The organism is Pinisolibacter sp. DMC100, assembly GCF_056313705.1.
The window spans coordinates 166,175-192,797 of sequence record NZ_JBQUZT010000004.1 but is presented as its reverse complement, the minus strand read 5'-3'; the positions used below and the strand labels follow the sequence as shown (position 1 = coordinate 192,797).

Below are 26,623 nucleotides of genomic sequence, written 5' to 3'. Positions count from 1 at the left end.
GGGCGATGACCGACCTCTTCGCCGCCGCCGGATTGGAACGGGCGACCCCGCGGCCGCTCGCCGACCGGCTGCGCCCGAAGAAGCTGTCGGACGTCGTCGGTCAGGACCATCTCGTCGGCCCGGACGGCACCATCACCCGCATGCTGCGCTCCGGCAGCCTCGGCTCGCTGGTCTTCTGGGGCCCGCCCGGCACCGGCAAGACGACGGTGGCGCGGTTGCTCGCGGGCGAGACCGATCTCGAGTTCGAACAGGTCTCGGCGATCTTCACCGGCGTCGCGGATCTGAAGAAGGTCTTCGAGGCGGCGCGGGCGAAGCGCGCGATGGGGCGCGGCACGCTGCTCTTCGTCGACGAGATCCATCGCTTCAACCGCGCCCAGCTCGACAGTTTCCTCCCCGTGATGGAGGACGGTACCATCGTGCTGGTCGGCGCCACGACCGAGAACCCGTCGTTCGAACTCAATGCGGCGTTGCTCTCGCGCTCGCACGTGCTGGTCTTCAAGTCGCTCGACGAGGCGGCGATCGCGCGTCTGCTCGCCCGCGCCGAGGAGGAACTCGGCCACCCGCTGCCGCTCGACGAGGGCGCCCGCGCGCTCCTCGTGCGCATGGCCGACGGCGACGGCCGCGCCTCGCTGACGCTCGCCGAGGACGTCATCCGCGCCGCCCGCGAGGGCGAGGTCTTCGACGAGAAGGGTCTGGCCGAGGTCGTCCAGCGGCGCGCGCCGATCTACGACAAGTCGCAGGACGGCCACTACAATCTGATCTCGGCGATGCACAAGTCGGTGCGCGGGTCCGACCCCGACGCGGCGCTCTACTGGTACGCGCGCATGCTGGAGGCGGGCGAGAGCCCGCTCTTCCTCGCCCGCCGCATCGTCGTCATGGCGGCCGAGGACGTCGGCCTCGCCGATCCGCAGGCGCTGGTCGTCGCCAACAACGCCAAGGACGCCTACGACTTCCTCGGCAGCCCCGAGGGCGAGCTGGCGATCGCCAACGCGCTCGTCTATGTCGCGACCGCGCCGAAGTCGAACGCCGTCTACATGGCGTTGAAGGCCGCCCGCCGGCTGGCCAAGGACGCCGGCTCGCTGCCGCCGCCCAAGCACATCCTCAACGCCCCCACCAAGCTGATGAAGCAGGAGGGCTATTCCGAGGGCTACCGCTACGACCACGACGAGCCGGATGCCTTCTCGGGGCAGAACTACTTCCCCGAAAAACTCGGCCGCCTCCGCCTCTACGATCCCGCGGAACGTGGCTTCGAACGCGAGATCCGCAAGCGGCTCGACTGGTGGGCGAAGCTCAGGCGGGAGCGCGGCGAGGGGTGAGGGCGCGCGTCGGGGGCGTAGCGCCACGCTCCCCGGCCCCTCTCATGCCGAGCCCAGAGAGTTCCGACCGTCTGCTCTGTGTTCGGCTTCATGCTGAGGTGCCCGACGAAGTCGGGCCTCGAAGGGCGAAGCCACGACGGGCGGTGCCTCACGGCCCTTCGCCCTTCGAGGCTCGCTCACGCTCGCACCTCAGGATGAAGGGCTCCGCAACAGACGCCCATTGGTGGGAGAGAAGCGGCCGATCCTCACTTCCGCTCGATCGCAATCGCGTCGCGCACCTTGACCGTCACCAGCGCGGCGATCACCGCCTTGGCGAGGTCGCCGGGGACGAAGGGCAGGTCGATGAAGAAGGCCTTCACCAGCCCCGCCTTGGTGGCGAAGGCGAGCCAGACGATGCCTCCGGCATGGACGATGCCGAGGCCGCCGATGATCGCCGCGAGCGCCAGCCAGGCGGTGCGGCCGATCGTGCCGGAGGCGCGCGGCTCGAGCTTGGCGGCGAGGAGGCCGGCGACGAAGGCGCCCGGCAGCCAGCCGACGAGGTAGCCGGCGGTCGGCCCGGCGAAGACGCCGATGCCGCCGCGCCCGCCCGCGAGCACCGGCAGGCCGATGGCGACCAGCGCCACCACCACGAGGACGGCCGCCGCGCCGCGCTTCGGCCCGAGCACGAGGCCGGCGAGCATGACGCCCATCGACTGCAGCGTGATCGGCACGCCGGCGGCGAGCGGGATGGCCGGCACGATGCCGAGCGCCACGATCAGTGCGGCGAAGAGGGCGACGTATCCGAGATCGCGGGTGTTCATGACGACGGGCTCCTGACGACACGAGGGGCGCCGGAGGCGCTGCGTCAGGAGGATTTACGCGAAACCGCGCGCGGCGGGAAGCCACGGGCGTCGATCGCGTCGGCGACCTCGCCGGCCCGGACCAGCGTGCGCACCACCAGTGGCACCACGACGGCGATCGGATGAGAGCCCAGCCCGCGCGCCGCCTGCGCTTCGCGGATGGCGGCGGCCTCCTCGACGATCAGCGGTACGAAGCGCAGTGCCAGCGTCAGCGTCAGGGCGGTGCGGGCGGCATCGAGCAGGCCCAGCCGTTCGAAGGGCATCAGCCCGGCCTCGAAGGCCTCGATCGCCGCGGCGGTCGTCGTCGTCAACACCACGGCATGGGCGAGGAGGGCGAGCGCGAGGAGCCGCGGCACGACTTCGGCAGCGGCCTGTGGATCACCGGCGACGAGATGGACGCCGCCGATCGCCGCGATCACCACGCTCGGCATCGCGAGATCGCGCGCGAGTTGCCGTGCCCCGCGTGCGGTCGACAGCGCCACGACGGCGGCCCCGACGAGTGCCGCCAGCAGCACCGGCACCGAGCCGATGAAGAAGAGCGCGGTGGCGATCACCGCGAGGCCCGCGAACTTCGCCCCGGCCGGCAGTCGGTGGAGCGGCGTCGCGCCGATGCTGCCCAGCCCCTCGATCATCGCGCCAGCTCCCGATGGAAGGCGACCGCATCGGCGGCCGCCCCGTCGAAGGCGATGCGTCCCGCCTCCATGACGAGGACGCGGCCGCAGGTCGCGATCAGGTCGAGGTCGTGGGCGACGACGATCGCCTGTTCCGGCAGGTCGGCGAGGAGATCGGCGAAGCGGTTGCGGTTGCGGAGATCGAGCTGCGACGTCGGTTCGTCGAAGAGCAGCGTCTTCGGCTCGACTGCCAGCAGGCCGGCGAGCGCGACGAGCTGCTTCTCGCCGCCGGAGAGTTCGTGGATGCGCCGGCGGGCGAGCGCGGCGATGCCGAGCCGGTCCAGCGCCGCCTCGACGCGGGCGGCGGTCTCGGCCTTGCCCCAGCCGTGGTTCTTCAGCCCGAAGGCGAGGTCGTCGGCGACGATCGGAAAGACGATCTGGTTGTCGGGATTCTGGAACAGCAGCCCGGTCGCGGCGCGGACGGCGCGCGGGTCGACGGTCGGGTCGACGCCGTCGACGGTGACGGCACCGGCACTCGGGCGGACGAGGCCGACGATGGTCTTGAGCAGCGTCGACTTGCCCGAGCCGTTCAGCCCGACGATGCCGACGCGGGTCTCGGTGAGCGTCGCGGTGACGGCGTCGAGGGCGCGGCGGCCGTCGCGCTCGACGGCGAGATCGGCGAAGGCGATGGTCTGGCCCGTGACCGGCGCGGCTGCGCCCGGCGCGTGGCCGGCAGGTTCCGACAAGGCCCGTCCCCCGTGGCTCGGCTGCCGCTCCTGTCCGGCGGCGGGCTCATCTCGCGGAGGAGGGGGGACCCTGTCAAGCACGGGTGCCGTGCCGGGGAGGTGACAGCGCCCGCCCGAGACGCGAGGATGCGGGGCTCAGCGAAGGAGTCGCGCATGCCTGTGCAGTTCGGTCTCATCGGTCTCGTCTTCGTCGGTGGCGGCATCGGCTCGGTCGCCCGCTATCTCTCGACGCTCGCCGCGCTGCGGCTGCTCGGCGCCGGCTTTCCCTGGGGCACGCTCTTCGTCAACGTCGTCGGCTCGGCGGTCATGGGCGCCTTCTCCGGCTACCTGATGTCGCGCACGCCCGGCGACGGCTCCGACCAGATCCGCCTGTTCTTCATGACCGGCATCCTCGGCGGCTTCACCACCTTCTCCGCCTATTCGCTCGACATCGTGGCGCTGTGGGAGCGCGGCGCGACGACGCTGGCGATCCTCTATGCCGTCGGCTCGGTGGTGGTCTCGCTCGCGGTCCTGGTCGCCGCACTCCTCGCCTTCCGCGGCTGGTATGCCACCTGAGGCGCCTGAATCTTCGCGTGAAGAACCGGAATCGCCACATGAGGATTCGTCACGCGAAGTGCCGGAATCGTCACGTGAGGAAGCGGAATCGATACTTGAAGAAGGGCGAAAAACGATTCTCTCTCGAGGACTTGGAGCGATCCGCGGAATCGATCCTCGAGGCACTTGAATCACGACGCGAAAGGCGCGTCTTCGCCTGGGACCACACTGACACGCCAGTGGTGAATTTCGGGTGAATCGAAGTCTCCGCGACTTCGAGCGACCTCTCCGCTTCCCGAATCTGAATCGGAAGATGAGGAGGCGACGTAACGTAAGGTGGAATCGGAACCTCCGCCGGACCGCGCTCGCGCTTGCGTCGCCTCGCCGTTTCCGTCATGACGAAGGCCGGAAGGAACAACTCCCATGGCGACCGTCGAGACCATCATCGTCGGCGAGGACGAGGCCGGTATGCGCCTCGACCGCTGGTTCAAGATCCATTACCCCGGCCTGTCCTTCATCCAGCTGCAGAAGCTGGCGCGGACCGGACAGGTGCGCATCGACGGCAAGCGCTGCGAGCCCGCCTCGCGTGTCGAGCCGGGCAACCTCGTGCGCGTGCCGCCGCTCGCCACCGACGCCAAGACGCCGGTGAAGCCCGAGCGCGTCGAGAAGCCGCTCGAGGGCGACGCCGCCTATCTGAAGTCGCTCGCCCTCTTCGAGGACGACGACGTCATGGTGCTGAACAAGCCGGCCGGCCTGTCGGTGCAGGGCGGCTCCGGCGTCCACCGTCACGTCGACGCCATGCTGCAGTCGCTGGTCGACCGCAAGGGCAACGTGCCGCGTCTCGTCCACCGTCTCGACAAGGACACCGCCGGCTGTCTGGTCATCGCCAAGCGCCGACTGGTCGCCGCCGAACTCGCCGCGCTGTTCCGCACGCGCTCCGCCAAGAAGACCTACTGGGCGCTCGTCGCCGGCGTGCCTCACCCCAAGCAGGGCAAGATCTCGACCTGGCTCGCTCGCGACGAGGAGAAGGACGGCGAGAAGATGCGCATCGCCCGCCACGGCGAGGACGGCGCGTCCCACGCGCTGACGCATTACTCGGTGGTCGACAATGCCGGTCAGACGCTGTCGTGGCTGAGCCTGAAGCCGGTCACCGGCCGCACCCACCAGCTGCGCGCCCACACCGCCCACATCGGCCACCCGATCGTCGGCGACCCGAAGTATTTCGACAAGCGCGACTGGGAACTGCCCGGCGGCATGCAGAACAAGCTGCACCTGCTCGCCCGCCGCATCGTCCTGCCCCACCCGAAGGGCAAGGGCCTGATCGACGTGACGGCGCCGCTGCCGCCCCACATGGTGCAGTCGTGGAACCTGCTCGGCTTCGACGCGTCGAGCTACGACCCGGACCTCGACGGCGACGAGGATTGAGCGGGGAGGGGGCTACCGGGTCTCGGCGATCCGGTAGACCGCGTTGCGGTCGCGTCGCCCGACGGCGATCACCAGGACGAGGATCTCCTGGTCGCGGACCTCGTAGACGAGGCGCCAGCCGGCGCTCCGGAGCTTGATCTTGTAGCGATCCTTGGCGCCGGAGAGCTTGGCGGAGGGCACCCGCGGCTCCACGAGCCGCTCGGCGAGCTTCTTCTTGAACTGGTCGCGGATGTCGGGCGCGAGCTTGCGCCACTCCTTCAGCGCCGGTTCGAGAAAGCCGAGCTCATAGCTCATCGAGGGTGACCCGGACGATCGGTTCGTTCGCCCGCGCATCGGCCAGCGCATTGAGCTCGAGGTCCTCGAGCCGCTCCATCAGCGATTCCCAGGCCTTCGCCGGCACGCAGTAGAACGCCGGCTCGTTGCGGTTGAGGATGGCGACGGGCGAGCCTTCGCCGGCCGCCACGGTGCCCATCGGATTGCGCTTGAGTTCCGAGACGCTCGCCGTCGTCTCGGCAAGGACGAGACTGACCATGGTGCTCTCCCGAGTGCTTTTGATGGTACTGATATTTGGTCTCGGGAAAGCCGCTGTCAAGCGCCGGCGGTTTGGGCTAACCATCCCGCGTCACGAGAGATCCGATCGATGGAACGCACCGTCCACGCTTCCGAGAAGGGCATGCGGCTCGAGCGCTTCCTGCGCATCCATTTCCCGCGTCTGCCCTCCGCCGCCGTCCTGACGAAGCAGGGCCGCCTCACCGTCGACGGGCGCAGGGTCCGCGTCGCCGATCCGCTGGCGGCCGGGCAGATCGTCCGCATCGCCGAGCCGGCCGCCAGGCCGACGCCCGGCCCGGCCGTGGCCGGGGGCCCGAGCGAGGCCGACCGTGCCCGCCTCGCGGCGCTGACGCTCCATTCCGACGACGACATCCTCGTCCTCGACAAGCCGACCGGCCTCGCCGTCCATGCCGGCAGCCGCACCGACGACGATCTCGACCGGCTGCTCGCCCGCTTCACCGATGCCGAGGGCCATCGCCCGGTGCTCGTCCACCGGCTCGACAAGGAGACCTCCGGCCTGATCGTCGCCGCGCGCCACCCGCTCGAGGCGGCGCGCCTCGGCAAGGCCTTCTCCGGCCGTGGGGTGTCGAAGACCTATCTCGCCGTGGTCGAGGGCGTGCCCGAGGGCGGCGACGGGGTGATCCGCCTGGCGCTGAAGAAGATCGAGACGCCGCGCGGCGGCCGCATGGTGGTGGTCGATCCGGCCGAGCCCGGCGCGCTCGCCTGCGAGAGCGCGTGGCGGGTGATCGAGACCCGCGAGGAGGGACGTTGCGCCCTGGTCGAACTGTCGCCCCACACCGGCCGCCAGCACCAGCTGCGCGCCCACATGAGCGCCCTCGGCCACCCGATCCTCGGCGATCGGCTCTACGGCCGGGCCGGCTCGGCGCCGCGGCTGATGCTCCATGCCTGGCGGCTCGAGGTGGTCGACGCCGGCGGCCAGCGCCGCCGCTTCGAGACGCCGTGGCCGGAGGCCTTCGGGCCGCGGCCGGCGTCCCTGCCTCCGTCGAAATGATCCTCGCCGCCGTCATCGTTCCGTCGTAAGGAAGGGTGTAGAGCGGACCCGTCACGGGCCGCGCGTCTGACCCACGTTCGTCCGTGCCGTTCGCCGGTCGCGTTTCGCGTGGCCCGAACGGGGCCGGCGGCGATCCGCCGGCCCGCGCTTCCCGGCCGGCGTCCACCGAGGAAGCCCCGAGGACCCATGCATCTCGTTCTCTTCGACGTCGACGGCACGCTGGTCGACAGCCAGCACATGATCGTCGCCGCCATGAATCGCGCCTTCGACAGCGTCGGACGTGCGCGTCCCGGCCGCGAGGCGGCGCTCTCGGTGGTCGGCCTGTCGCTCGACGAGGCGATGACCGAACTCCTCGGCGACGCGGCCGAGCCGACCGCGGTGCGCGATCTCGGCGAGGCCTACAAGGCGTCCTATTTCGATCTGCGCCGCTCGGGCGAAGCGCAGGAGCCGCTCTATCCCGGTGCCCGCGCGGCGCTCGATGCGCTCGCCGCCCGCGACGACGTGCTGCTCGGCCTCGCCACCGGCAAGTCGCACCGCGGCATCCGCGCCGTGCTCGATCTGCACGATCTCCACGGTCGCTTCGTCACCGTCCAGTGCGCCGACGATCATCCCTCCAAGCCGCACCCGGCGATGATCCATGCCGCGCTCTCCGAGACCGGCGTCGATCCCGCCTGCGCGGTGATGCTCGGCGACACGATCTTCGACGTGACCATGGGGAAAGCCGCAGGTATCGTTGCGATCGGCGTCGCCTGGGGCTACCACCCGGTCGAGGCCCTGCGCGAGGCGGGAGCCGCCCGCGTGCTCGACGATTACGCCGAACTCGTCCCCGACCTCGCCGCCCGCTTCGGCTGGACGGCCTGACGCCGCGAACGGACGAGCCGAAGAAGACAATCACGAAGAACGACGCCGGAACCGACCATGCGCGATCTCCTCTGGTACGACCCCTCCGCCGAAGCCGAGGCGCCCGATCAGGTCCTCTCCCATCCCGATCCGGTGAAGCGCGCCCAGGCCGCGCAGAAGCGCCACCTGCCGAAGCGCTTCTGGAAGGACGTCACGGTCGAGCCGGTCGAGGGCGGCTTCCGCATCCTGCTCGACGGTCGGCCGGTGAAGACGCCCGGCAAGCGCGAGCTGCGCCTGCCCACGCCCGCCGTCGCCGAGGCCTCGGCGGCCGAGTGGCGGGCGCAGGTGGATCACCTCGACCCCGCCACCATGCCGGTCACCCGCGTCGCCAACTCGGTGCTCGACGCGGTGATCGACCGTCGCGACGAGGTCGCCGCCGACGCGCTGAAATATGCCGGCTCCGACCTCCTCTGTTACCGTGCCGAGGGCCCGGAACGGCTGGTCGTCCGCCAGAGCGAACTGTGGGACCCGCTGCTCGACTGGATCGACGAGACCCGCGGCGCGCGCCTGCTGGTGGCCGAAGGTGTCATGCATGTGACGCAGGACCGCGATGCGCTCGATGCACTTTCTGCATCGCTCGTCGATCTCGACCCCTGGCGCCTCGCCGCCCTCCACGTGATGACGACGTTGTCGGGTTCCTTCGTCGTGGCGCTGGCGGTGATGGAGGGGCGATTGACCCCGGATGCCGCCTGGAGCGTCGCTCACGTGGACGAAGACTGGAGCGCCGAGGTCTGGGGACGCGACGCCGAGGCCGAGGCGCGGCTCGCCCATCGACGCGTCGAATGGGACGCCGCGGTGGTCTTCGCGGGCCTGTGAAGAACGGAGCGCGCGTCGCCGCGCGCTTCCCTTACGACGTTGGGATTACTGTCCCGCGACACGGGGGCGTGTTAAGAGCCGCGCCCGAATAGACTTCCGAACTCTGTGGCAAACGGGGCTTCCCATGAAAGAGATTCTCGCGGAACTCGAGCGTCGTCGCAACGAAGCCTGGCTGGGCGGCGGCGAGAAGCGCATCGCTGCGCAGCACAAGCGCGGCAAGCTGACCGCTCGGGAACGTCTCGACGTCTTCCTCGACGAGAGCTCCTTCGAGGAGATCGACATCTACGTCGAGCACCGTTGCAACGAATTCGGCATGGACGAGAGCAAGATCGCCGGCGACGGCGTGGTGATCGGCTCCGGCACCGTCAACGGTCGCATCGTCTACGTCTTCGCCAAGGACTTCACCGTCTTCGGCGGCTCGCTCTCCGAGAGCCACGCCGCCAAGATCGTCAAGCTGCAGGAGATGGCGCTGCGCAATCGCGCGCCGATCATCGGCCTGTTCGATGCCGGCGGCGCCCGCATCCAGGAGGGCGTCGCGGCGCTCGGCGGCTACGGCGAGGTGTTCCAACGCAACGTGCTGGCCTCCGGCGTGATCCCGCAGATCTCCGTCATCATGGGCCCCTGCGCCGGCGGTGACGTCTACTCGCCCGCCATGACCGACTTCATCTTCATGGTCCGCGACACGTCCTACATGTTCGTGACCGGCCCGGACGTGGTGAAGACCGTGACGAACGAGATCGTCACCTCCGAGGAGCTGGGCGGCGCCTCCGTCCACACCACCAAGTCCTCGGTCTCCGACGGCTCCTTCGAGAACGACGTCGAGGCGCTCCTCCAGATGCGCCGGCTCATCGACTTCCTGCCGATGAACAACAAGGCCGATCTGCCCGAGCTCGACACCGGCGATCATCCCGATCGCGTCGAGCTGTCGCTCGACAGCCTGATCCCGGACAATCCGAACAAGCCCTACGACATGAAGGAGCTGATCCTGAAGACGGTCGACGAGGGCGACTTCTTCGAGATCCAGCAGAACCACGCCAAGAACATCATCGTCGGCTTTGCCCGCATCGAGGGCCGCACCGTCGGCATCGTCGCGAACCAGCCGATGGTTCTCGCCGGCGTGCTCGACATCGACGCCTCCAAGAAGGCGGCGCGCTTCGTCCGCTTCTGCGACTGCTTCAACATCCCGATCGTCACCTACGTCGACGTGCCCGGCTTCCTGCCCGGCACGGTCCAGGAATACGGCGGCCTGATCAAGCACGGCGCCAAGCTCCTCTTCGCCTATGCCGAGGCGACCGTTCCGAAGATCACCGTGATCACCCGCAAGGCCTACGGCGGCGCCTACGACGTCATGGCCTCGAAGCACCTGCGCGGCGACTTCAACTACGCCTGGCCGTCGGCCGAGATCGCCGTCATGGGCGCCAAGGGCGCGGTCGAGATCCTCTATCGCTCCGAACTGGGCGATCCGGAGAAGATCGCGGCGCGCACCGCCGAGTATCAGCGCCGCTTCGCCAATCCCTTCGTGGCGGCCGAGCGCGGCTACATCGACGACGTGATCAAGCCGCATGCGACGCGCTCGCGCATCGCCCGCGCGCTTCGTCTCCTGCGCAACAAGCAGCTCGAGAACCCCTGGAAGAAGCACGACAACATTCCGCTGTGAGGCGGCATCGACCGGGCGGGCGCCTGCGTCCGCCCCGGTAGAGCCCTCGGAATTCGCTTCTCGTCTTCTCGTACCTCGATGGTGCCGCACATGTTCAAGAAGATCCTCATCGCCAACCGTGGCGAGATCGCCTGCCGGGTCATCAAGACCGCCCGCAAGATGGGCATCAAGACCGTGGCGGTCTATTCCGACGCCGACATCGACGCCCAGCACGTCGAGATGGCCGACGAGGCCGTCCACATCGGCCCGCCGCCCGCCGCCCAGTCCTACCTGCTCGCCGACAAGATCATCGAGGCGTGCAAGGCGACCGGCGCCGAGGCGGTGCATCCCGGCTACGGCTTCCTCTCGGAGCGTGCCTCCTTCTGCCAGGCGCTGAAGGACAACGGCATCGTCTTCATCGGTCCCAACACCCGCGCCATCGAGGCGATGGGCGACAAGATCGAGTCCAAGAAGTTCGCCAACGCCGCCAAGGTCTCGACCGTGCCGGGCTACCTCGGCGTGATCGAGGACGGCGAGCACGCCGTGAAGATCGCCAACGAGATCGGCTATCCGGTCATGATCAAGGCGTCGGCCGGCGGCGGCGGCAAGGGCATGCGCATCGCCTGGAACGACGCCGAGTGCCGCGAGGGCTTCACGCTCTCCAAGAACGAGGCGGCCGCCTCCTTCGGCGACGACCGCGTCTTCGTCGAGAAGTTCATCGTCGACCCGCGCCACATCGAGATCCAGGTTCTCGGCGACAAGCACGGCAACGTGATCTACCTCGGCGAGCGCGAGTGCTCGATCCAGCGCCGCAATCAGAAGGTCATCGAAGAGGCGCCGTCGCCGCTCCTCGACGCCGAGACCCGCAAGAAGATGGGTGAGCAGGCCGTGGCGCTCGCCAAGGCCGTCGACTACGACAGCGCCGGCACCGTCGAGTTCGTCGCCGACCAGAACAAGAACTTCTACTTCCTCGAGATGAACACCCGTCTCCAGGTCGAGCATCCCGTCACCGAGCTGATCACCGGCATCGACCTCGTCGAGCAGATGATCCGCGTCGCCTACGGCGAGAAGCTGGCGATCGAGCAGAAGGACGTGAAGCTGAACGGCTGGGCGGTCGAGAGCCGCATCTATGCCGAGGACCCCTTCCGCAACTTCCTGCCCTCGATCGGCCGCCTGACCCGCTATCGTCCGCCGGAGGAAGGCACCGACGGCGAGATCACGGTGCGCAACGACACCGGCGTCACCGAGGGTGGCGAGATCTCGATGTTCTACGATCCGATGATCGCCAAGCTCGTCACCCATGCCCCGACCCGCCTCGAGGCGATCGAGGCCCAGGCCGACGCGCTCGACGCCTTCGTCATCGACGGCATCCAGCACAACATCCCGTTCCTGACCTCGCTGATGGGCCACGAGCGCTGGAAGAGCGGCAAGCTCTCCACCGGCTTCATCAAGGAAGAATACCCGGACGGCTTCACCGGCAACGTGCCGCACGCCGAGGACCAGAAGCTCCTCGCCGCCGTGGCCCTGTCGGTCGAGATCCTGCGCAAGGATCGCCTCGACAATCTGCCGGGTCGCTTGCGGCCGCATTCCGGCCAGCTCCAGGACGCCTGGACGGTCAAGGTCGACGGCGAATATCTCGACGTCTCCGTGCCGTCGGGCTTCGTCGGCATGCCGCTCGAGTTCGAGGTCGCCTTCCCGGGCGACGCCGAGCCGGTGACGGTCTCGACGCGCTATCAGCCGGGTGACCTGCTGTGGACCGGCGAGATCGGCGAGCGTTCGATCACCGTGCAGATCCGCCCGGTGCTGAACGGCGTCGAGATGCGCTATCGCGGCGCCACCTCGATCGGCCGCGCCATGAGCCCGCGCATCGCCGCGCTCGAGAAGCTGATGCCCTTCAAGGCGCCGCCGGACACCTCGAAGTATCTGCTCTGCCCGATGCCGGGCCTGATCATCTCGATCGACGTCGCCGAGGGCGAGGAGATCAAGGCCGGTCAGACGCTGGCGGTGGTCGAGGCGATGAAGATGCAGAACGTCCTGCGCGCCGAGCGCGACTGCAAGGTCAAGGCGATCAAGGCCAAGGCCGGCGACAGCCTGGCCGTCGACGCCGTCATCATCGAGTTCGAATGATGGCGAACGGAGACGCGACGGTGGCGATGCCGGACCGGATCGCCGCCGTCCTCTTCGACCTCGACGGCACGCTCACCGACCCGCACGTCGGCATCACCACGTCGATCCGCAACGCGATGACCGAACTCGGGCGCCCCTTGGCGCCCGAAGTCGATCTCGACTGGACCATCGGCCCGCCGCTGATCGACGTCTTCGCCACGCTGTTCGACGGCGACCGCGCGAAGGCCGAGGCCGGCGTCGCCGCCTATCGCGCCCGCTACGGCACGGTGGGCCTGTTCGAGAACGAGGTCTATCCCGGTATCCCCGAGCTGCTCGACGGGCTCGTCGCCTCGGGGCGCCGCCTCTTCGTGGCGACGTCGAAGCCGCACGTCTTCGCCCGCCGCATCCTCGAGCACTTCGACCTCGCCCGCCGATTCGTCGCCATCCACGGCTCCGAACTCGACGGCCGGCGCGCCGCCAAGACCGATCTCATCCCCTGGATCCTGAAGCGCGAGACGATCGACCCGGCCACCGCCGTGATGGTCGGCGATCGCGCCTACGACGTCGTCGGCGCCCACTCGGCCGGCGTGGCGACGATCGGCGTCGCCTGGGGCTTCGGCGGCCGCGACGAGCTCGAGGCGGCCGGTGCGGCGGCGGTGGTCGACCGCGTCGTCGAGCTCGGCGATTGGTTCGCCGGGCGATGAAGACAGGTCTTTCATCACGGTAAGATGTTCTGCGTCTCAGGGTTTCCACGGCTGGCGCGACGGCGCCGCCGCGGTTTACCTTTGCCCGTCGGCTTCGTCGCCGACGCTCGCTCGTCGATTCGAGATCGGCGAAGGTTCAACGCGATCAATGGATTGGTCGTTTCGATCGGTATCCGGCAGATGTGACGCCGCGCCCCGATCGTCGACGGGAGACGAAGGTGCCGACGTTCAGGATCGTCATTTCCGGTCGCGTGCAGGGCGTTGGCTTCCGCGCCTGGATCGAAAGACGCGCCCGCGAACTCGGCCTGTCCGGTTGGGTGCGCAACCTGCGTGACGGCACCGTCGAGGCCGTCTTCCACGGTCCCGCCGACAAGGTCGACGAGATGATCGGCCGCTGCCGCCGCGGCCCCTCGGGCGCCTCCGTGGCCGTGCTCGAGCGCTACGAGGAAAAGGATCCGCCGCCCGCCGGCTTCCTGATTCGCACCTCGCTGTGAGAGATCGGCGCCGCCGACCTCACCCCGAGACCGTCGGCCCGAACACCGTCTCGAAGTTCCGCCGGAGCACCACGTCGACGTCGGTCATCGTCACCGGCAGGCCGAGGTCGACCAGAGACGTCACGCCGTAGCCGCGGATGCCGCAGGGCACGATGCCCTCGAAATGCGACAGGTCCGGCTCCACGTTGAGCGCGATGCCGTGATAGGTCACCCAGCGGCGCACGCGGATGCCGATGGCGGCGATCTTGTCCTCGGCGCCGACGCCCGGCGCGATCTCCGGCTTCTCCGGCCGACGCACCCACACGCCGACCCGGTCCTCGCGCCGTTCGCCGCGCACGTGGTGGTCCCACAGCGTGGCGATGATCCATTCCTCGAGCGCGGCGACATAGGCGCGCAGGTCCTGCCGGCGTCGGGTCAGATCGAGCATCACATAGGCGACCCGTTGACCGGGCCCGTGATAGGTGAACTCGCCACCGCGGCCGGTCGCATGAACGGGGAAGCGATCCGGCTGGACGAGGTCTTCGGGGCGCGCCGAGGTGCCGGCGGTGTAGAGGGCAGGGTGCTCGACCAGCCACACCCGCTCCGGTGCCTCGCCTGCGGCGATGGCGGCGGCCTGGGCCTCCATCTCGGCGACGGCGGCCTCGTAGGGCGTCAACCCCTCGGCGATGGTCCAGGCGACCGGCGGAGAGCCGGGACGGGCGAAGAACGTGCCGTCGAGGACGTGGTCACGGTCGGGGCGGGAGGCCGTCGAGGCCTGCGTGTCGGAGGATGCGGTCATGTCGTTTCGGGACGGCCCGTTTACCATTCGCTAACCACCACCCTGCCACTCTGCCTGTCGTTCGGCGGTGCGTCGGGCATCGCGAGGAGAACACCATATGACACCGTTCGACAACATCGGCGTGGACATTTCGGTGGTGCTGGGGACCACGCAGATCCCCATCCACCAGGTCCTGCGGATGGGGCGCGGCGCGGTGATCGAACTCGATGCGCGCGAGACCGACGACGTTCAGATTCTCGCCAACAACGTTCCCGTCGCGACGGGCCAGGTGGTGCTGCGCGGCGATCGCATCGGCATCGCCATCACCGAGGTGCTGTTCCGCTCGCCGGGCTTCCGTCCGCGCGACAACGTGCGCCGCGTCTGAGGCGGTTTTCCGCCATTGTTGAATTTACTCCCACATTTTTCCCCGTGGGTGCTTGATCCCGAGAATCCGATGGGTTACATGAGCGCCACTTCGGACGGCCGGCGGCCGATCGAAGGGTTCCTCCGGTCGCGGCCGTGGCGGAATTGGTAGACGCGCTAGCTTGAGGTGCTAGTCCCGAGAGGGGTGATGGTTCGAGTCCATTCGGCCGCACCAATCACTTTGGTGATTGGAACTGGAAAGAAAAAACCGGCTCGGTAGCCCAACGGCTCCGGGCCGGTTTTTCTTTGTCCGCGGTGTCGCGGCCGATGCGGGACGCCTGCGCGTCCCCCCCCCGACGATTGGCCATCTCGGTTTCCGCAATGTTTCCATCGACACGGACCGGACGTCACGTCATCCTGAAAGTGGCCGGACGTTCGGCCGGCGGCGTCGCCGATGGCGCCGCGTGTCCCGACGGGAGGGGATCCTCGCATGTCCAGATCGTTGTCCAGCCTGTTCCTCGCCGCCTTCCTCGGCCTCAGCGCGCCCGCGATGGCCGAGAAGGTCGAGATCCCCACCAAGGGCAAGCCGCTCGTCGTCGAGGTCCCCGACAGTTGGGACAACGACGAGGTCAAGCGCGGCGTCGAGCTCTCGACCGAGGACGAGGAGGTCTATCTCTGGATCGAGGCCTACGACCCGTCGCAGTTCGAGGCGGTCAAGAAGGAGATGGGCGAGTACCTCGACGAGCAGGGCATCAAGATCACCGGTGAGCCGAAGATGACGGCTCAGGGCGCCGACAGGTACGGCGTCGCCGTGCTCGACTTCCCGGCCACCTGGAAGGGCGACCCGACGGTGCTGCGCTACCTGATCATCGAGCCGAAGGACGCCGCCAAGTCACGCCTGATCGTCAGCTACTGGGCGACGCCGGCCGGCGACAAGAAGCACGACGCCGAGACACAGAAGATCATCGACAGCTTCGCCGCCGCCATCGCGGCGGACTGACGCGAGGTCGACCGCTCCGGGGGGAACGGTAGCCCCAGGAGCGGCCCGCCGGTCGGCGAACCGCGGCGAGCGGAGGCTTGCGGGCGGCGCGGCGACGGCGTAACTCGTTGAGAGGTTCGAAGGAAACGAACCGGTTACGCGTGGAGGGGACCCGCATGCTCGGACGTACGTTGTTCGCAACCCTGATCCTGTCGGCGGCCTTCGCCGACGGCGCGTTCGCCCAGGGCCGCGGTGGCTGGGTGCCCTGCGCCAACGAAGGCGGCTATTGCCGCGTGCCCTACGGCACGACCGTGCGTTACGGTGCCGGCGGCGGCTGGGCCGAGGTCGACACCAATCGCGGCGTGCCCTGCAACAACAACGTCTTCGGCGATCCGGCCGAAGGCCGTCGCAAGGCCTGCTTCTACCGGGCGCAGGGCGGCGGCTACGGCGGCGGCTGGGCTCCGCCCCCGCCCCCGCCCCCGCCCCAGTGGGGCGGCGGTGGCGGCTACGGCGGCGGTGGCTGGGCCCACTGCGCCCGCGAAGGCGAATACTGCAATTTCCGCGGTCCTGCGACCGTGCGCTACGGCGTCGGCGGCAGCTGGGCGACGATCCGCGCTCGCGACGGCGTCTATTGCGGCAACGAGACCTTCGGCGATCCGGCGGACGGCCGCCGCAAGGTCTGCATGATCAGCCGCTGATCGGATCGATCGACGCATTCGTTCGAGGCCCTCGCCCCCGCGGCGGGGGCCTTTCTCGTCTCAGGGCGCCGGGACGAGGTGGACGATCCTGAAGCCCTTTGCCTTCAGGCTCGCGAGCAGCGCCGGCACCATGGCGGCGGTGTGAGCGTGGATGTCGTGCAGCAGCAGGATGCCCGAGCCGCGTGCCTCGACGCGCGAGAGCGTCAGCGCCAGCAGCGCCTCCGGCGTCGACGGGTTCCAGTCGGAGCCCCAGAAGTCGGCACCGAACACCGCCACCCGCTTCTCCTTCAGCATGGCGTCGATCGGTGCCGTCGGGGCGAAGCCCGGATAGCGGAAGAACGGCGTCGACGGCCGCGCCCCGTGCGTGCCGATCAGGATGCGGTCGACCGTCTCGAACCCCTTCTCGACGTCGGCGAGCCCCTTCTCGGCGGCGATCTTCGTCATGATCGGATGGGTCATCGAGTGATGGCCGATGGTGTGGCCGGCCGCCGCCATGCGCTCGAGCTGGTCGGGATGGGCGGCCGCCATCTCGCCGATGACGAAGAAGGTCGCCTTCACGCATTCCGCCTCGAGCGCTGCGAGCACCGCGTCGGTGGTCTTGCCGGCCGGACCGTCGTCGAAGGTCAGCACGATCTCCTTCGGTCCCAGCGGCAGCGTCTGGGGATAGCTCTTGGTGCCGACGAAGAGCCCCTCCGGCCCGACGGCGACCGGCAGCACCCGCGACACCCCGAGCGTATCGGCACGCGGGCAACTCGCGGCTTGCGCCGACACCGCCGCGACGAACGGCAGGACGGCGAGGGCGGCCAGGGCGACGGCGCGGGCGGCGAGGGTGGTCATCGACGGTCGAACTCTCTGGTGGGGCGGAAACGCGAAACGCCGCCGGGCGGACCGGCGGCGTCGGAGTAGAGGTGACGAGGGCCGCGCCTCACCACAGGCCGAGCGCGCCGCCCAGCCCCTTGAAGGACGAGGCGGTGGAGGAGAACCAGCCTTCCTCGTGCTTCGCCGGCACCGTTGCGGTGGTCTCCGGTTCCTCGGCGCGCGCCGGGGCGGGCGGCAGGATCACCGGCTTGGGCGCCGCGGCGGCGGCGGCCGGGGCGGCGGCGACGGTGGTGGGCTTGGCGGCGGCACCGTAGACCGGCAGCGGCGCCGTCGAGGTCTTGCCGGTGCGGCCTTCGCCGATCTGCGCCAACTGGCGGGTGGCGTCGAAGTTCTCCAGCGCGCGTTGCTCGACCGGGCCGGTCGTCTCGGCGACCGTCGGCATCACGCCCTTGATCGGACCGTCGACCAGCTTCGGCGGCGGGTTCTTCGGCTGGATGTGGACGATCTTGAAGCCGCGCGCCTTCAGCTCCTTGAGCAGCGGGCCGACGATCGAGGACGAGGAGTCCTTGATGTCGTGCAGCAGCAGGATGCCGCCCTGGCGCGCCTCGAGTTCCTTCAGCGCCTCGTTCATCACGTTGGGGCCGTCGGCCATGGTGATGTAGCCGCGCAGCCAGTCGTTGCCGGCGGCGTCGATCGTCCACACGCCCATGTTCAGGCCGTTGAACCAGTCGTTCAGCGGCCGCGAGTTGAACAGGCCCGGATAGCGGAAGAACGGCGTCGCCGGATGGTCGGCGACCTGGCCGTAGAGGATCTGGTCGACCGTCTGCCAACCGCCGCGCACGTCGCTCTGCGCCTTCTCGAGCGGCCATTTGTTGAGGCCGAGCGGGTGGGTCATGGTGTGGTAGGCGATGGTGTGGCCGGCCGCCGCGGTCTTGCGCAGCGTCTCGGGATAGGCCTTCGCCATCTGGCCGACGATGAAGAACGTCGCCTTGGTGCACTCGTCGTCGAGCGCCTTCAGCACCCGGTCGGTGCGACCGGCCATCGGGCCGTCGTCGAAGGTCAGCACGACCTCCTTCGGCTCGAGCGGCAGGCGCTTGCGATAGGTCGTGCCGACGTAGTAGCCGCCGGTGGTGTCGACCTTCATCACGCGCGAGATGCCGATGGCGTTCGGGTTGGCGCAAGCCGTCGGCTTCGGCTGCTCGAAGACGTGGTCGTGCTTCGGCGGCGTCGTCTGGCCGGTCATCGCGGCGAGCTTGGCGGCGGCGGCCGCTGCGGCGTCGACCGTGGGCTTGGCCGGCTTCGGGGTCTTGGCGGCGGCCACGGGCTTGGCGGTCGGCGTGCCGGGCTTGGTGGCGGCCGTCTTCGCCGGTGTCGCGGGCTTGGCGGTGGCCACCGGTTTGACGGCGGGCGTCGCGACCTTCGGCTTGGCCGGCACGGCGGGTTGCGCGGCAGCGGCCGGGCGCTGCGGAACGCCGAGCAGGACCGGAGCCCCGTCCTGTGCGAGCGCCGCGCCGGCGACGCCGCAGACGAGGGTTCCACCGATGATGGCGGACAGGGTCCGCTCGATCGAACGACGCATGATCTTCTCCGCAACCTCGTCCCGTCCGGACGATCGGTCGAAACGACGACGCCGTCGCGGCCCTTGCGGAGCGCGACGCTCTCGTGGAGACGCCCGCGCGGTGCCGGGTCCGCCCCGTATGTCGTGATGCGACATCCGGGATGCGCCGAACCACCTCCGCGCGCAAGGTCTCGTTAAGCATGCTGGCGCCGATTTTCTCAACGCCGCGTTAACGAGGTCACACTCTGGCGTGATGAAATGGCCGGACAATGGCGAATTCGAAGGGAATCCCCGCCGAGTCGGCGATCCGAGTCGCCGGCCCGCGCGACCGTCTCGCCAAAGGCGTCGACATGCGTTTTTTGCGCTGGCGCGATGCCCTCGACGGGGCTAGATCGGAGCGGCGGCGCCGGGCCGCCGACGAGCGGGAGGGCAGCATGACCGACGAGGAAAAGGCGCGTGTCGCGCCCCGCCCCGACGCGCCCGCCCCAGAGCCGGTGGCGCCCGTCGCGGACGAGGCGAAGGTCGAGACCACATCCGACCGCACGGTCGACGAGGCCGTGCTCGACGAGCATCCGCCGTTGCACGACGAGGACGGCGACCTCACCCGCGCCTTCCGCGCCGCCGTCGCCGCGGCGATCGAGGCGCAGGACGTCGACCGGCTGCACGACCTCGCCGCCGACCTGCACGAATCCGACCTCGCGGCACTGCTCGGCGCGCTGACCGCCGACCAGCGACCCGAACTCGTCCGCCTGATGGGCGACGACTTCGACTTCTCCGCCCTCGTCGACCTCGACGAGACGGTCCGCGTCCAGCTGATCGAGGACCTGCCGCAGGACACCGTCGTCGAGGGCGTGCGCGACCTCGATTCGGACGACGCGGTCCACATCCTCGAGGACCTCGACGACGAGGACCGCGAGGCGATCCTCGATCGCATTCCCGTGGCCGAGCGCGTCGGCCTCGTCCGTTCGCTCGACTATCCCGAGGAATCCGCCGGCCGTCTGATGCAGACGGAGTTCATCGCCGTGCCGCCGATCTGGACGGTGGGGCAGGTGATCGACTACTGCCGCGAGACCGAGGACCTGCCGGAGGACTTCTACGAGGTCCATGTGGTCGACGGCGGCTTCCGCCTCGTCGGTACGGTGGCGCTCGACCGGCTGCTGCGCTCCAAGCGCATGGTGGCGATGGGCGATCTCGTCGACGAGGATCGCATCACCGCCCATGTCGACGAGGACCGCGAGGACGTCGCCCGCCGATTCACCCATTACAACCTCATCTCGCTGCCGGTTCTCGACGAGAACGAGCGCCTCGTCGGCGTCGTCACCGCCGACGACGTGGTCGACGTCGTCGAGGAAGAGGCCGAAGAGGACATGCGCGCGCTGGCCGGCGTCGGCGACGAAGAGATCTCCGACAGCGTCGCCACCACGACCAAGAACCGCTTCGCCTGGCTCTTCGTGAACCTGCTGACGGCCTTCCTCGCCGCCTCCGTCATCGGCCTCTTCGAGGACACGATCGCCAAGATCGTCGCGCTCGCCGCCATGGGACCGGTGGTGGCGGGGCAGGGCGGCGTCGCCGCCACCCAGACGATGACCGTCGCGGTGCGCGCGCTCGCCACCCGCGAGGTCGGCAGCCTCAACATCACGCGCTTCATCAACCGCGAGGTCATGGTCGCCTTCCTCAACGGTCTCGCCTTCGCGGTGATCGTCGGCGTGAGCGTCTGGGGCTGGTACCGCGATCCGCAGCTCGGCATCGTCATCGGCGGGGCGATGGTGACCAACCTGATCGCCGCGGGTCTGGCCGGCGTCGGCATCCCGCTGGTGATCGACAAGATCGGCGGCGACCCCGCGGTGATCTCCGGCGTCTTCGTGACGACCGTCACCGACTGCGTCGGCTTCTTCGCCGTGCTGGGCTTTGCCACGTGGTGGTACCACATCGCGTGAGGGGCCTCGCTCCGAAGCGATCACCCGCGCGGCTACCGTCCCTTCGCCCGAATTCTCCCCGCGGCCTCGCCCTATCGCCGATTGACAAAAAACAAACGACCGTTCGATAATGCCGCGAAAACCGAGATCCCGACGAAGAGGATCCGGCCGCGCGGGGAGAGACGCTCATGATTCCGAACACCGGTTCGCTCTTCGACTTCGACCTCGGCGAGACCGCCGAGATGCTGCGCGACACGGTGCGCGGCTTCGCATCGGAGCGCATCGCGCCGCTCGCCGAGAAGGTCGATCGCGAGGACTGGTTCCCCCGCGAGCTGTGGCCGGAAATGGGCGCCCTCGGCCTCCACGGCATCACCGTGGAGGAGGAGTGGGGCGGCTCCGGCCTCGGCTATCTCGAGCACTGCATCGCGCTGGAGGAAGTCTCCCGCGCCTCCGGTTCGATCGGCCTCAGCTACGGCGCCCATTCCAATCTCTGCGTCAATCAGCTGCGCCGCTGGGGCACGCGGGAGCAGAAGGAGCGCTACCTCGGCAAGCTGATCACCGGCGAACATCTGGGCGCGCTGGCCATGTCCGAGCCGGGCGCCGGTTCCGACGTCGTGTCGATGAAGCTCAGGGCCGAGAAGCGCGGCGATCGCTATGTCCTCAACGGCACCAAGCTGTGGATCACCAACGGGCCTTCCGCCGACACGCTGATCGTCTATGCCAAGACCGATCCGGCGGCCGGCCCCAAGGGCATCACCGCCTTCCTGATCGAGAAGGGCTTCAAGGGCTTCTCCGTCGCCCAGAAGCTCGACAAGCTCGGCATGCGCGGCTCGGAGACCGGCGAACTGGTGTTCGAGGACTGCGAGGTGCCGGCCGAGAACATCGTCGGCGAACTGAACCGCGGCGTCGCCGTGCTGATGTCGGGCCTCGACTACGAGCGCGCCGTGCTCGCCGCCGGTCCGCTCGGCCTCGCCCAGGCGGCGCTCGACGTGGTGCTGCCCTACATCCATCAGCGCCAGCAGTTCGGCGCGCCGATCGGCACGTTCCAGCTGGTGCAGGCCAAGGTCGCCGACATGTATGTCGAGCTCAACGCGGCGCGTGCCTATGTCTATGCCGTCGCCAAGGCCTGCGACCGTGGCCGCACGACGCGTGAGGATTCCGCCGGCGCCATCCTGTTCGCCGCAGAACGCGCCACCAAGGCGGCGCTCGACGCGATCCAGCTGCTCGGCGGCATGGGCTACGTCAGCGAGAGCCCGACCGGTCGCCTGCTGCGCGACGCCAAGCTCTATGAGATCGGCGCCGGCACCAGCGAGATCCGCCGCATGCTGATCGGCCGCCAGCTGTTCGAGCGCACCGCCTGAGTCGAGCGGATCGGGGCGGGCGGCCGAGGCATCTCGCTGGGCGCATCGAGCGACCGACCTTTTCGGCCTTGCGCAGAGGTCCTTCATCCTGAGGTGCCCGGCCACCGGCCGGGCCTCGAAGGGCGAAGGACCGAGTGGCACGGCCCGTCGTGGCTTCGTGTTTCGAGGCTCGCTTCGCTCGCACCTCAACATGAAGCCGAACAGACGGTCGATCCTCTCGCCCCGTTCTCACGCGAAGGCCGACCGCGCTCGCGCGACGATGCCGCGGAAGGCTTCCGAGACCTCGGCGAGACGCGCGTCCCAGGCCGGGTCGGGCGTCTGGCCCTCGATGCGGCGTTCCCACACTTCCATCAGGCAGGCGATGCAGAACGGGTCGATCAGCGACTTCTGCAGCCCGACGGTCAGGATCAGCGCGGCGAGGAAGGTCCAGCCCGGCCCAGAGCCCGGCGCGAACCACACCAGCGCCGCCGCCGGTCCCATCACGAGGAAGAAGATCACCACCGCCGCCAGCCAGCGGAAGAGCGTCAGCCACGCGGCATTCTTCAGCACCAGCGTCGCGTTCTGGGCATAGAGCACGATCGACTGCCGCGCGGTGGTCCAGGGATCGTCGGAGCCGAGGCGGATGTCGCGGGCGAGCACCAGTTCGTCGACGAAGGTGGTCGACATGCGCACGACCGCGCCGACGAGCCGCGCGAGCCCGTCGAGGCCGGGTGCGCCGGTGAAGGCGGCGATGCCCGAGACGAGGCTGGTCACCGCGCCGACCGCTCCCTTCACCGCCTGATCGAGCACGAAGAGGAGATGGATCTCGCCGAATCGCGCCCTGGTCTCGGCCAGCGCGAATCGCACCTGATCGACGCCGGACGGCATCGGTCGACCGGCGGACGCGGTCGCCAGCGCCGCGACGTGGCCGGCGGTGGTCAGGTAGAGGAGATATTCGCGCAAGCCCCAGATGGTGATCGACGCCGCGCCGAGACCGGCGAGACCGCCCCAGAAGGTCGCGGCATGGCGGAAGTCGGCATCGCCGACATGGCCGACGCCCCAGCCGAGACCGGCGCCGACCCCCATCGACGCGACGATCGCGCCCGTCACCGCGCCCCAGACGATCAGCCGCAGAACGGTGAAGGGCCAGGTCCTCAGGACCAGACCGACCGCGCGAAGAACCGAGAAATCCCACATGAGACGACCTCCTCGGGCGCGCGCCACCCATCGGTCCGACGCCCGTCGTTCCTTGGTCGCGCGACGGCGTCGATGCGTTCACCACGAAGTGCGCGGAAGCCCTTCGCCGGGAAAGCGGCCTCGACAGGGGGCACGCCGGTGACTACATCTAGGGGCAACCCACTCGCAACGCTCTCATTCGGGAAGCGCCATGATCAAGACCCCCAAGACCTACTGGTACACGCGCCTCGACGAGGAAGAGGAAGAGGAAGAGAAGACCAAGACGCCTCAGTCCGTCCCGGTCGACAAGCACCTCTTCGACAGCCGTACCGTTCTGATCACCGGTTCGATCACCCAGGAGCTGGCCCGCGACGTCACCGCCCGCCTGCTGGCTCTGTCGCAGGTGTCGAAGGACCCGATCAACGTCATCGTCTGCTCGCCCGGCGGTCACGTCGAGTCCGGCGACATGATCCACGACATGATCGCCTTCATCGGCGTGCCGGTGAACATGATCGGCGTCGGCTGGGTCGCCTCGGCCGGTGCGCTGATCTACGTGTCGGTGCCGAAGGAGCGTCGCTTCTGCCTGCCCAACACCCGCTTCCTGCTGCATCAACCGTCCGGCGGCGCCGGTGGCCCGGCCACCGACATCGAGATCCAGGCGCGCGAGATCATCAAGATGCGCGACCGCCTGAACCAGATCTTCGCCGATGCCACCGGCCAGTCGCTGGAGCGCATCGCCAAGGACACCGACCGCGACTTCTGGATGGGCCCGGACGAGGCGATCGCCTACGGTCTGGTCGAGAAGATCGTGAAGACGATCGGCGAAGTCGCCTGATCGACGTCGCCATGGCATGATGAGAAGGGGCCCTTCCGGGCCCCTTCGCACGTCCGGCCCCGCGCGGGGCCGTATCGGGGGGCGAGACGCATGGCCTACCAACTCGGCAAGCTCGTCGGCTGGCTGCTGTTTCCCTCGATGATCGCGCTCGTCTTGGCGACCCTCGGCGTCGTGCTGCCGATCGTCGCCCGTCGGCCGGGCCTCGTCCGCACCGGGCGGATCATGGCCGCCGTCGGCGTCGCGGCGCTGGTCACGATGACGCTGACGCCCTTCGGCACCTGGATCGCCCGCCCGCTCGAGCTGCGCTTCCCGAGGCCTGCGGCGGACGCCCCGCCGCCAGAGGGCATCGTCCTGCTCGGTGGCGGCGTCGATTCCATCGCCGAGATGCGCACCGGCGGCACCAAGTATCACATCGGCGCCGAGGCGGTGGTCGAGGCGGCGCGTCTGGCGAAGCGCTTCCCGAACGTGCCGGTGATGGCGACCGGCGACGGTCCGGTCGGCGCCGACGGCGGGGACTATTCCTCTGCCGCCTCGCTCGCCCGCCTGCTCGAGGAGGCCGGCGTCGCCAGGGACCGCATCATCCTGCTCCCCCGCGCCCGGACCACCTGGGAGGAGGGCGAGCTCTCCCACGCCATGATCGCCCCGCGCCCCGGCGCCCGCTGGTATCTGGTGACGCCGGCCTGGCACATGCCGCGGTCGATCGGCGCCTTCCGCGCCGCCGGCTGGGACGGCATCGTCGCCTGGCCGTCGCTCGGCGAGACCTTCGCCCATAGCTCCTACAACACCGCGCCGGGCACCCGGCTGCAGGTCGTCGACGTCGTGACGCGGGAATGGACCGGGCTCGCGCTCTACCGGTTGCTCGGCCGCTCGTCGGCGCTGTTCCCGTCGCCCTGAGGCACCGCCGCCGACGCACCGTCCGAGGCGATCAGCGCCGCCCGCGCCCGCGACAGGTACTGCCGGCGCGACAGCACCAGCAGCACGACGGTCGTCGCCAGGATGAAGACGGTGGCGTTGACGAACCAGCCGAAGAAGCCGATCGAGAAGAACAGCGCCCGGAGCCCCCAGTGGAAATGGTGGCCGGCGTCGATCTGCATCTCGGCGGCACGGCGCGCGGCGCCCCAGCTCTCGGCGGTGTCGGCGTCGCGGGCGAGCGGGATCGAGCCGATCAGGATCGCCGAATAGTTGAACAGTCGGTAGGACCAGCCGAACTTGAAGAAGGCGTAGCCGTAGATCGCCACCAGCCCGACGATCTTGGTCTCGAGCATGCCGCGCGACACCGCGACGTGGAACGGCAGATCGGAGAAGATCTCCATCATCCGGTCGGTCTGGTTGAGCAGCGTGAACGAGCCGCCGAGCGCGATCATCGACGACGAGGCGAAGAAGGCGGTGCCGTTCTGCAGGCTCGACATGATGCCGGCGTCGACGATGCGGTTGTCGCGCAGCCGCACGACCTCCATCCACGCCCGTCGCTCGCGGTCCATCAGCTGGGTCAGCGACGGGCCGGCGAGATGGGTGGCGTCGACGATCAGGCCGAAGCCGAGCCAGGCGGTGAGGAACCAGACGAGGGCGACGTAGTCGAGCGTGGTGAACTGGAGCATGACGTCTTCATAAGCCGAAAGTCGCAGGCATGGAACCTTCGATCGGCGATCGATCAATCCGCGTGATGCCCCCCTTCAGGACTATCCGTTGGACGCGGGCGCGCGACGGCGCGAGGGTACCGGCGACGAACGACGGAGGTTCCCCATGTCGCGCCCGAAGCTGGTCCTCGCCAACAAGCGCTATTCCTCGTGGTCGCTGCGCCCCTGGCTGGTCGCGACCCATTTCGGCATCGCCTTCGACGAGATCCCGATCGATCTCGCGAGCCCGACGCTCAAGGCCGACATCCTGACGTGGTCGCCCTCCGGCCGCGTGCCCTGCCTGATCGACGGCGAGGCGAAGGTCTGGGAGACGCTGGCGATCATCGAATGGTGGGCCGAGAGCCGGCCCGATCTCGCCATCTGGCCGAAGGATCGGCTGGCGCGTGCCCATGCCCGCGCCATCTCCAACGAGATGCACGCCGGGTTCATGGCCCTGCGCTCCGCCTGCCCGATGAACCTGCGCCGCAGCTTCCCCTGGCGCGACTGGGGTGGTGCGGCGGCGGCCCGCGACGTCGCCCGCATCGAGGCGCTGATCGCCGAGGCGCGCGGCCGCTTCGGCGCCGGTGGTCCCTTCCTCTACGGCGCGTTCTCCGCCGCCGACGCCATGTATGCCCCCGTCGCCTACCGCCTCGCCGGCTATTCCTGGCCGGTCTCGGACGTGACGCGGGCGTGGATGGACGCGCTCTTCGCCCTGCCGGCGGTCGCCGCCTGGGCGGCCGGTGCCGCGGCCGAGACCTCCTACGTCGCCGACGACGAGATCGACTTCGCGGAGTGAGCCCCGCGCCATCGCCGGTGGACGGCGCCCCGCGACCGGTGGCGCCGACCCGCCGCCGGCGCTAGTCTCGTCCGCCTCTCGA

General features: G+C 69.3%; 28 protein-coding genes and 1 tRNA gene. 19 read left to right on the top strand and 10 right to left on the bottom strand.

All coding sequences use genetic code 11. From position 1 onward, the window contains the following. Positions 1 to 5 precede the first annotated feature (5 nt). Entirely contained in the window at positions 6 to 1,316 is a 1,311-nt protein-coding gene (locus ACT541_RS16425) for a replication-associated recombination protein A (protein WP_476138174.1), read from the top strand. Between the two features lie 245 nt (positions 1,317 to 1,561). Here ACT541_RS16425 and ACT541_RS16420 read toward each other — a convergent pair whose 3' ends face one another. From ACT541_RS16420 to ACT541_RS16410, 3 genes are read right to left on the bottom strand one after another with little or no spacing between them, the layout of a single operon-like run. Next, entirely contained in the window at positions 1,562 to 2,116 is a 555-nt protein-coding gene (locus ACT541_RS16420) for a biotin transporter BioY (protein WP_476138173.1), read from the bottom strand. 44 nt (positions 2,117 to 2,160) lie between these two features. Further along, complete coding sequence (locus tag ACT541_RS16415; protein WP_476138172.1) at positions 2,161 to 2,787, bottom strand: CbiQ family ECF transporter T component; 627 nt, start codon at positions 2,785 to 2,787, stop codon at positions 2,161 to 2,163. Beyond that, complete coding sequence (locus ACT541_RS16410; protein ID WP_476138171.1) at positions 2,784 to 3,593, bottom strand: energy-coupling factor ABC transporter ATP-binding protein; 810 nt, start codon at positions 3,591 to 3,593, stop codon at positions 2,784 to 2,786. Before ACT541_RS16410 ends, ACT541_RS16415 begins: the two co-directional genes overlap by 4 nt. A 72-nt stretch (positions 3,594 to 3,665) precedes the next feature. Between ACT541_RS16410 and crcB the strand changes: the two genes are divergently transcribed. Both crcB and ACT541_RS16400 read left to right on the top strand, forming a co-directional pair. After that, on the top strand, positions 3,666 to 4,067 hold the full coding sequence (gene crcB / locus ACT541_RS16405; RefSeq protein WP_476138170.1) for a fluoride efflux transporter CrcB: 402 nt from the start codon (positions 3,666 to 3,668) through the stop codon (positions 4,065 to 4,067). A 402-nt stretch (positions 4,068 to 4,469) separates the two neighbouring features. Then, positions 4,470 to 5,471: an RluA family pseudouridine synthase gene (locus ACT541_RS16400; protein WP_476138169.1), complete on the top strand. Its 1,002-nt coding sequence runs from the start codon at positions 4,470 to 4,472 to the stop codon at positions 5,469 to 5,471. Positions 5,472 to 5,483: 12 nt separating this feature from the next. Here the strand turns inward: ACT541_RS16400 and ACT541_RS16395 are convergent, their stop codons facing one another. After that, positions 5,484 to 5,765, bottom strand: a complete 282-nt coding sequence (locus ACT541_RS16395) for a type II toxin-antitoxin system RelE family toxin (protein WP_476138168.1) — start codon at positions 5,763 to 5,765, stop codon at positions 5,484 to 5,486. Continuing rightward, a complete protein-coding gene (locus ACT541_RS16390; RefSeq protein WP_476138167.1) occupies positions 5,755 to 6,003 on the bottom strand; it encodes a type II toxin-antitoxin system Phd/YefM family antitoxin in 249 nt (82 codons plus the stop codon). The genes ACT541_RS16395 and ACT541_RS16390 overlap by 11 nt, the downstream gene beginning before the upstream one ends. Before the next feature lie 108 nt (positions 6,004 to 6,111). Between ACT541_RS16390 and ACT541_RS16385 the strand changes: the two genes are divergently transcribed. From ACT541_RS16385 to ACT541_RS16355, 7 genes are all read left to right on the top strand, one after another. Further along, positions 6,112 to 7,032, top strand: a complete 921-nt coding sequence (locus tag ACT541_RS16385) for an RluA family pseudouridine synthase (RefSeq protein WP_476138166.1) — start codon at positions 6,112 to 6,114, stop codon at positions 7,030 to 7,032. 186 nt (positions 7,033 to 7,218) lie between these two features. After that, on the top strand, positions 7,219 to 7,893 hold the full coding sequence (locus tag ACT541_RS16380) for an HAD-IA family hydrolase (protein WP_476138165.1): 675 nt from the start codon (positions 7,219 to 7,221) through the stop codon (positions 7,891 to 7,893). Positions 7,894 to 7,950: 57 nt separating this feature from the next. After that, on the top strand, positions 7,951 to 8,748 hold the full coding sequence (locus tag ACT541_RS16375; RefSeq protein ID WP_476138164.1) for an ATP12 family chaperone protein: 798 nt from the start codon (positions 7,951 to 7,953) through the stop codon (positions 8,746 to 8,748). Positions 8,749 to 8,872: 124 nt separating this feature from the next. Continuing rightward, on the top strand, positions 8,873 to 10,405 hold the full coding sequence (locus ACT541_RS16370) for an acyl-CoA carboxylase subunit beta (protein WP_476138163.1): 1,533 nt from the start codon (positions 8,873 to 8,875) through the stop codon (positions 10,403 to 10,405). A 90-nt stretch (positions 10,406 to 10,495) separates the two neighbouring features. Continuing rightward, entirely contained in the window at positions 10,496 to 12,511 is a 2,016-nt protein-coding gene (locus ACT541_RS16365; RefSeq protein ID WP_476138162.1) for an acetyl-CoA carboxylase biotin carboxylase subunit, read from the top strand. Further along, positions 12,511 to 13,194 (top strand): HAD hydrolase-like protein, encoded by a 684-nt coding sequence (locus tag ACT541_RS16360; protein ID WP_476138161.1) that lies wholly within the window; start codon positions 12,511 to 12,513, stop codon positions 13,192 to 13,194. The genes ACT541_RS16365 and ACT541_RS16360 overlap by 1 nt, the downstream gene beginning before the upstream one ends. A gap of 218 nt (positions 13,195 to 13,412) precedes the next feature. Beyond that, on the top strand, positions 13,413 to 13,688 hold the full coding sequence (locus tag ACT541_RS16355) for an acylphosphatase (RefSeq protein ID WP_476138160.1): 276 nt from the start codon (positions 13,413 to 13,415) through the stop codon (positions 13,686 to 13,688). Between the two features lie 19 nt (positions 13,689 to 13,707). Here ACT541_RS16355 and lipB read toward each other — a convergent pair whose 3' ends face one another. Then, positions 13,708 to 14,466 carry a lipoyl(octanoyl) transferase LipB gene (lipB, locus tag ACT541_RS16350; protein WP_476138159.1) on the bottom strand — a complete coding sequence of 253 codons (759 nt, stop codon included), beginning with the start codon at positions 14,464 to 14,466 and terminating at the stop codon, positions 13,708 to 13,710. A 97-nt stretch (positions 14,467 to 14,563) separates the two neighbouring features. Between lipB and ACT541_RS16345 the strand changes: the two genes are divergently transcribed. From ACT541_RS16345 to ACT541_RS16330, 4 genes are all read left to right on the top strand, one after another. Further along, entirely contained in the window at positions 14,564 to 14,830 is a 267-nt protein-coding gene (locus tag ACT541_RS16345) for a FliM/FliN family flagellar motor switch protein (protein WP_476138158.1), read from the top strand. A 128-nt stretch (positions 14,831 to 14,958) separates the two neighbouring features. Continuing rightward, positions 14,959 to 15,043 (top strand) — tRNA-Leu (locus ACT541_RS16340). A gap of 255 nt (positions 15,044 to 15,298) precedes the next feature. Further along, positions 15,299 to 15,808, top strand: a complete 510-nt coding sequence (locus ACT541_RS16335) for a hypothetical protein (protein ID WP_476138157.1) — start codon at positions 15,299 to 15,301, stop codon at positions 15,806 to 15,808. Between the two features lie 155 nt (positions 15,809 to 15,963). After that, entirely contained in the window at positions 15,964 to 16,485 is a 522-nt protein-coding gene (locus tag ACT541_RS16330) for a hypothetical protein (protein WP_476138156.1), read from the top strand. Positions 16,486 to 16,545: 60 nt separating this feature from the next. Here the strand turns inward: ACT541_RS16330 and ACT541_RS16325 are convergent, their stop codons facing one another. Beyond that, positions 16,546 to 17,322, bottom strand: coding sequence for a polysaccharide deacetylase family protein (locus tag ACT541_RS16325; RefSeq protein ID WP_476138155.1), 777 nt, complete (start codon positions 17,320 to 17,322; stop codon positions 16,546 to 16,548). Between the two features lie 88 nt (positions 17,323 to 17,410). Next, on the bottom strand, positions 17,411 to 18,883 hold the full coding sequence (locus ACT541_RS16320) for a polysaccharide deacetylase family protein (protein WP_476138154.1): 1,473 nt from the start codon (positions 18,881 to 18,883) through the stop codon (positions 17,411 to 17,413). A 413-nt stretch (positions 18,884 to 19,296) separates the two neighbouring features. On the opposite strand from ACT541_RS16320, the gene mgtE reads away from it, so the two are divergent. Together mgtE and ACT541_RS16310 are read left to right on the top strand one after the other, a co-directional pair. Then, positions 19,297 to 20,799 (top strand): magnesium transporter, encoded by a 1,503-nt coding sequence (gene mgtE / locus ACT541_RS16315; RefSeq protein ID WP_476138153.1) that lies wholly within the window; start codon positions 19,297 to 19,299, stop codon positions 20,797 to 20,799. A 167-nt stretch (positions 20,800 to 20,966) separates the two neighbouring features. Continuing rightward, positions 20,967 to 22,139 (top strand): isovaleryl-CoA dehydrogenase, encoded by a 1,173-nt coding sequence (locus ACT541_RS16310; RefSeq protein WP_476138152.1) that lies wholly within the window; start codon positions 20,967 to 20,969, stop codon positions 22,137 to 22,139. A 228-nt stretch (positions 22,140 to 22,367) separates the two neighbouring features. On the opposite strand, the gene ACT541_RS16305 is transcribed toward ACT541_RS16310, so the two are convergent. Next, the gene (locus tag ACT541_RS16305; protein WP_476138151.1) at positions 22,368 to 23,315 is read right to left on the bottom strand and encodes a hypothetical protein; all 948 of its coding nucleotides are present in this window, start codon (positions 23,313 to 23,315) and stop codon (positions 22,368 to 22,370) included. Positions 23,316 to 23,505: 190 nt separating this feature from the next. On the opposite strand from ACT541_RS16305, the gene ACT541_RS16300 reads away from it, so the two are divergent. After that, positions 23,506 to 24,129 (top strand): ATP-dependent Clp protease proteolytic subunit, encoded by a 624-nt coding sequence (locus ACT541_RS16300; RefSeq protein ID WP_476138150.1) that lies wholly within the window; start codon positions 23,506 to 23,508, stop codon positions 24,127 to 24,129. Positions 24,130 to 24,219: 90 nt separating this feature from the next. Further along, positions 24,220 to 25,023: a YdcF family protein gene (locus ACT541_RS16295; RefSeq protein ID WP_476138149.1), complete on the top strand. Its 804-nt coding sequence runs from the start codon at positions 24,220 to 24,222 to the stop codon at positions 25,021 to 25,023. Here ACT541_RS16295 and ACT541_RS16290 read toward each other — a convergent pair. Then, positions 24,978 to 25,727 carry a DUF599 domain-containing protein gene (locus ACT541_RS16290; RefSeq protein ID WP_476138148.1) on the bottom strand — a complete coding sequence of 250 codons (750 nt, stop codon included), beginning with the start codon at positions 25,725 to 25,727 and terminating at the stop codon, positions 24,978 to 24,980. The two genes, ACT541_RS16295 and ACT541_RS16290, sit on opposite strands and share 46 nt — an antisense overlap. Positions 25,728 to 25,872: 145 nt before the next feature. Between ACT541_RS16290 and ACT541_RS16285 the strand changes: the two genes are divergently transcribed. Then, positions 25,873 to 26,541, top strand: a complete 669-nt coding sequence (locus ACT541_RS16285; RefSeq protein WP_476138147.1) for a glutathione S-transferase family protein — start codon at positions 25,873 to 25,875, stop codon at positions 26,539 to 26,541. Positions 26,542 to 26,623: the final 82 nt, after the last annotated feature.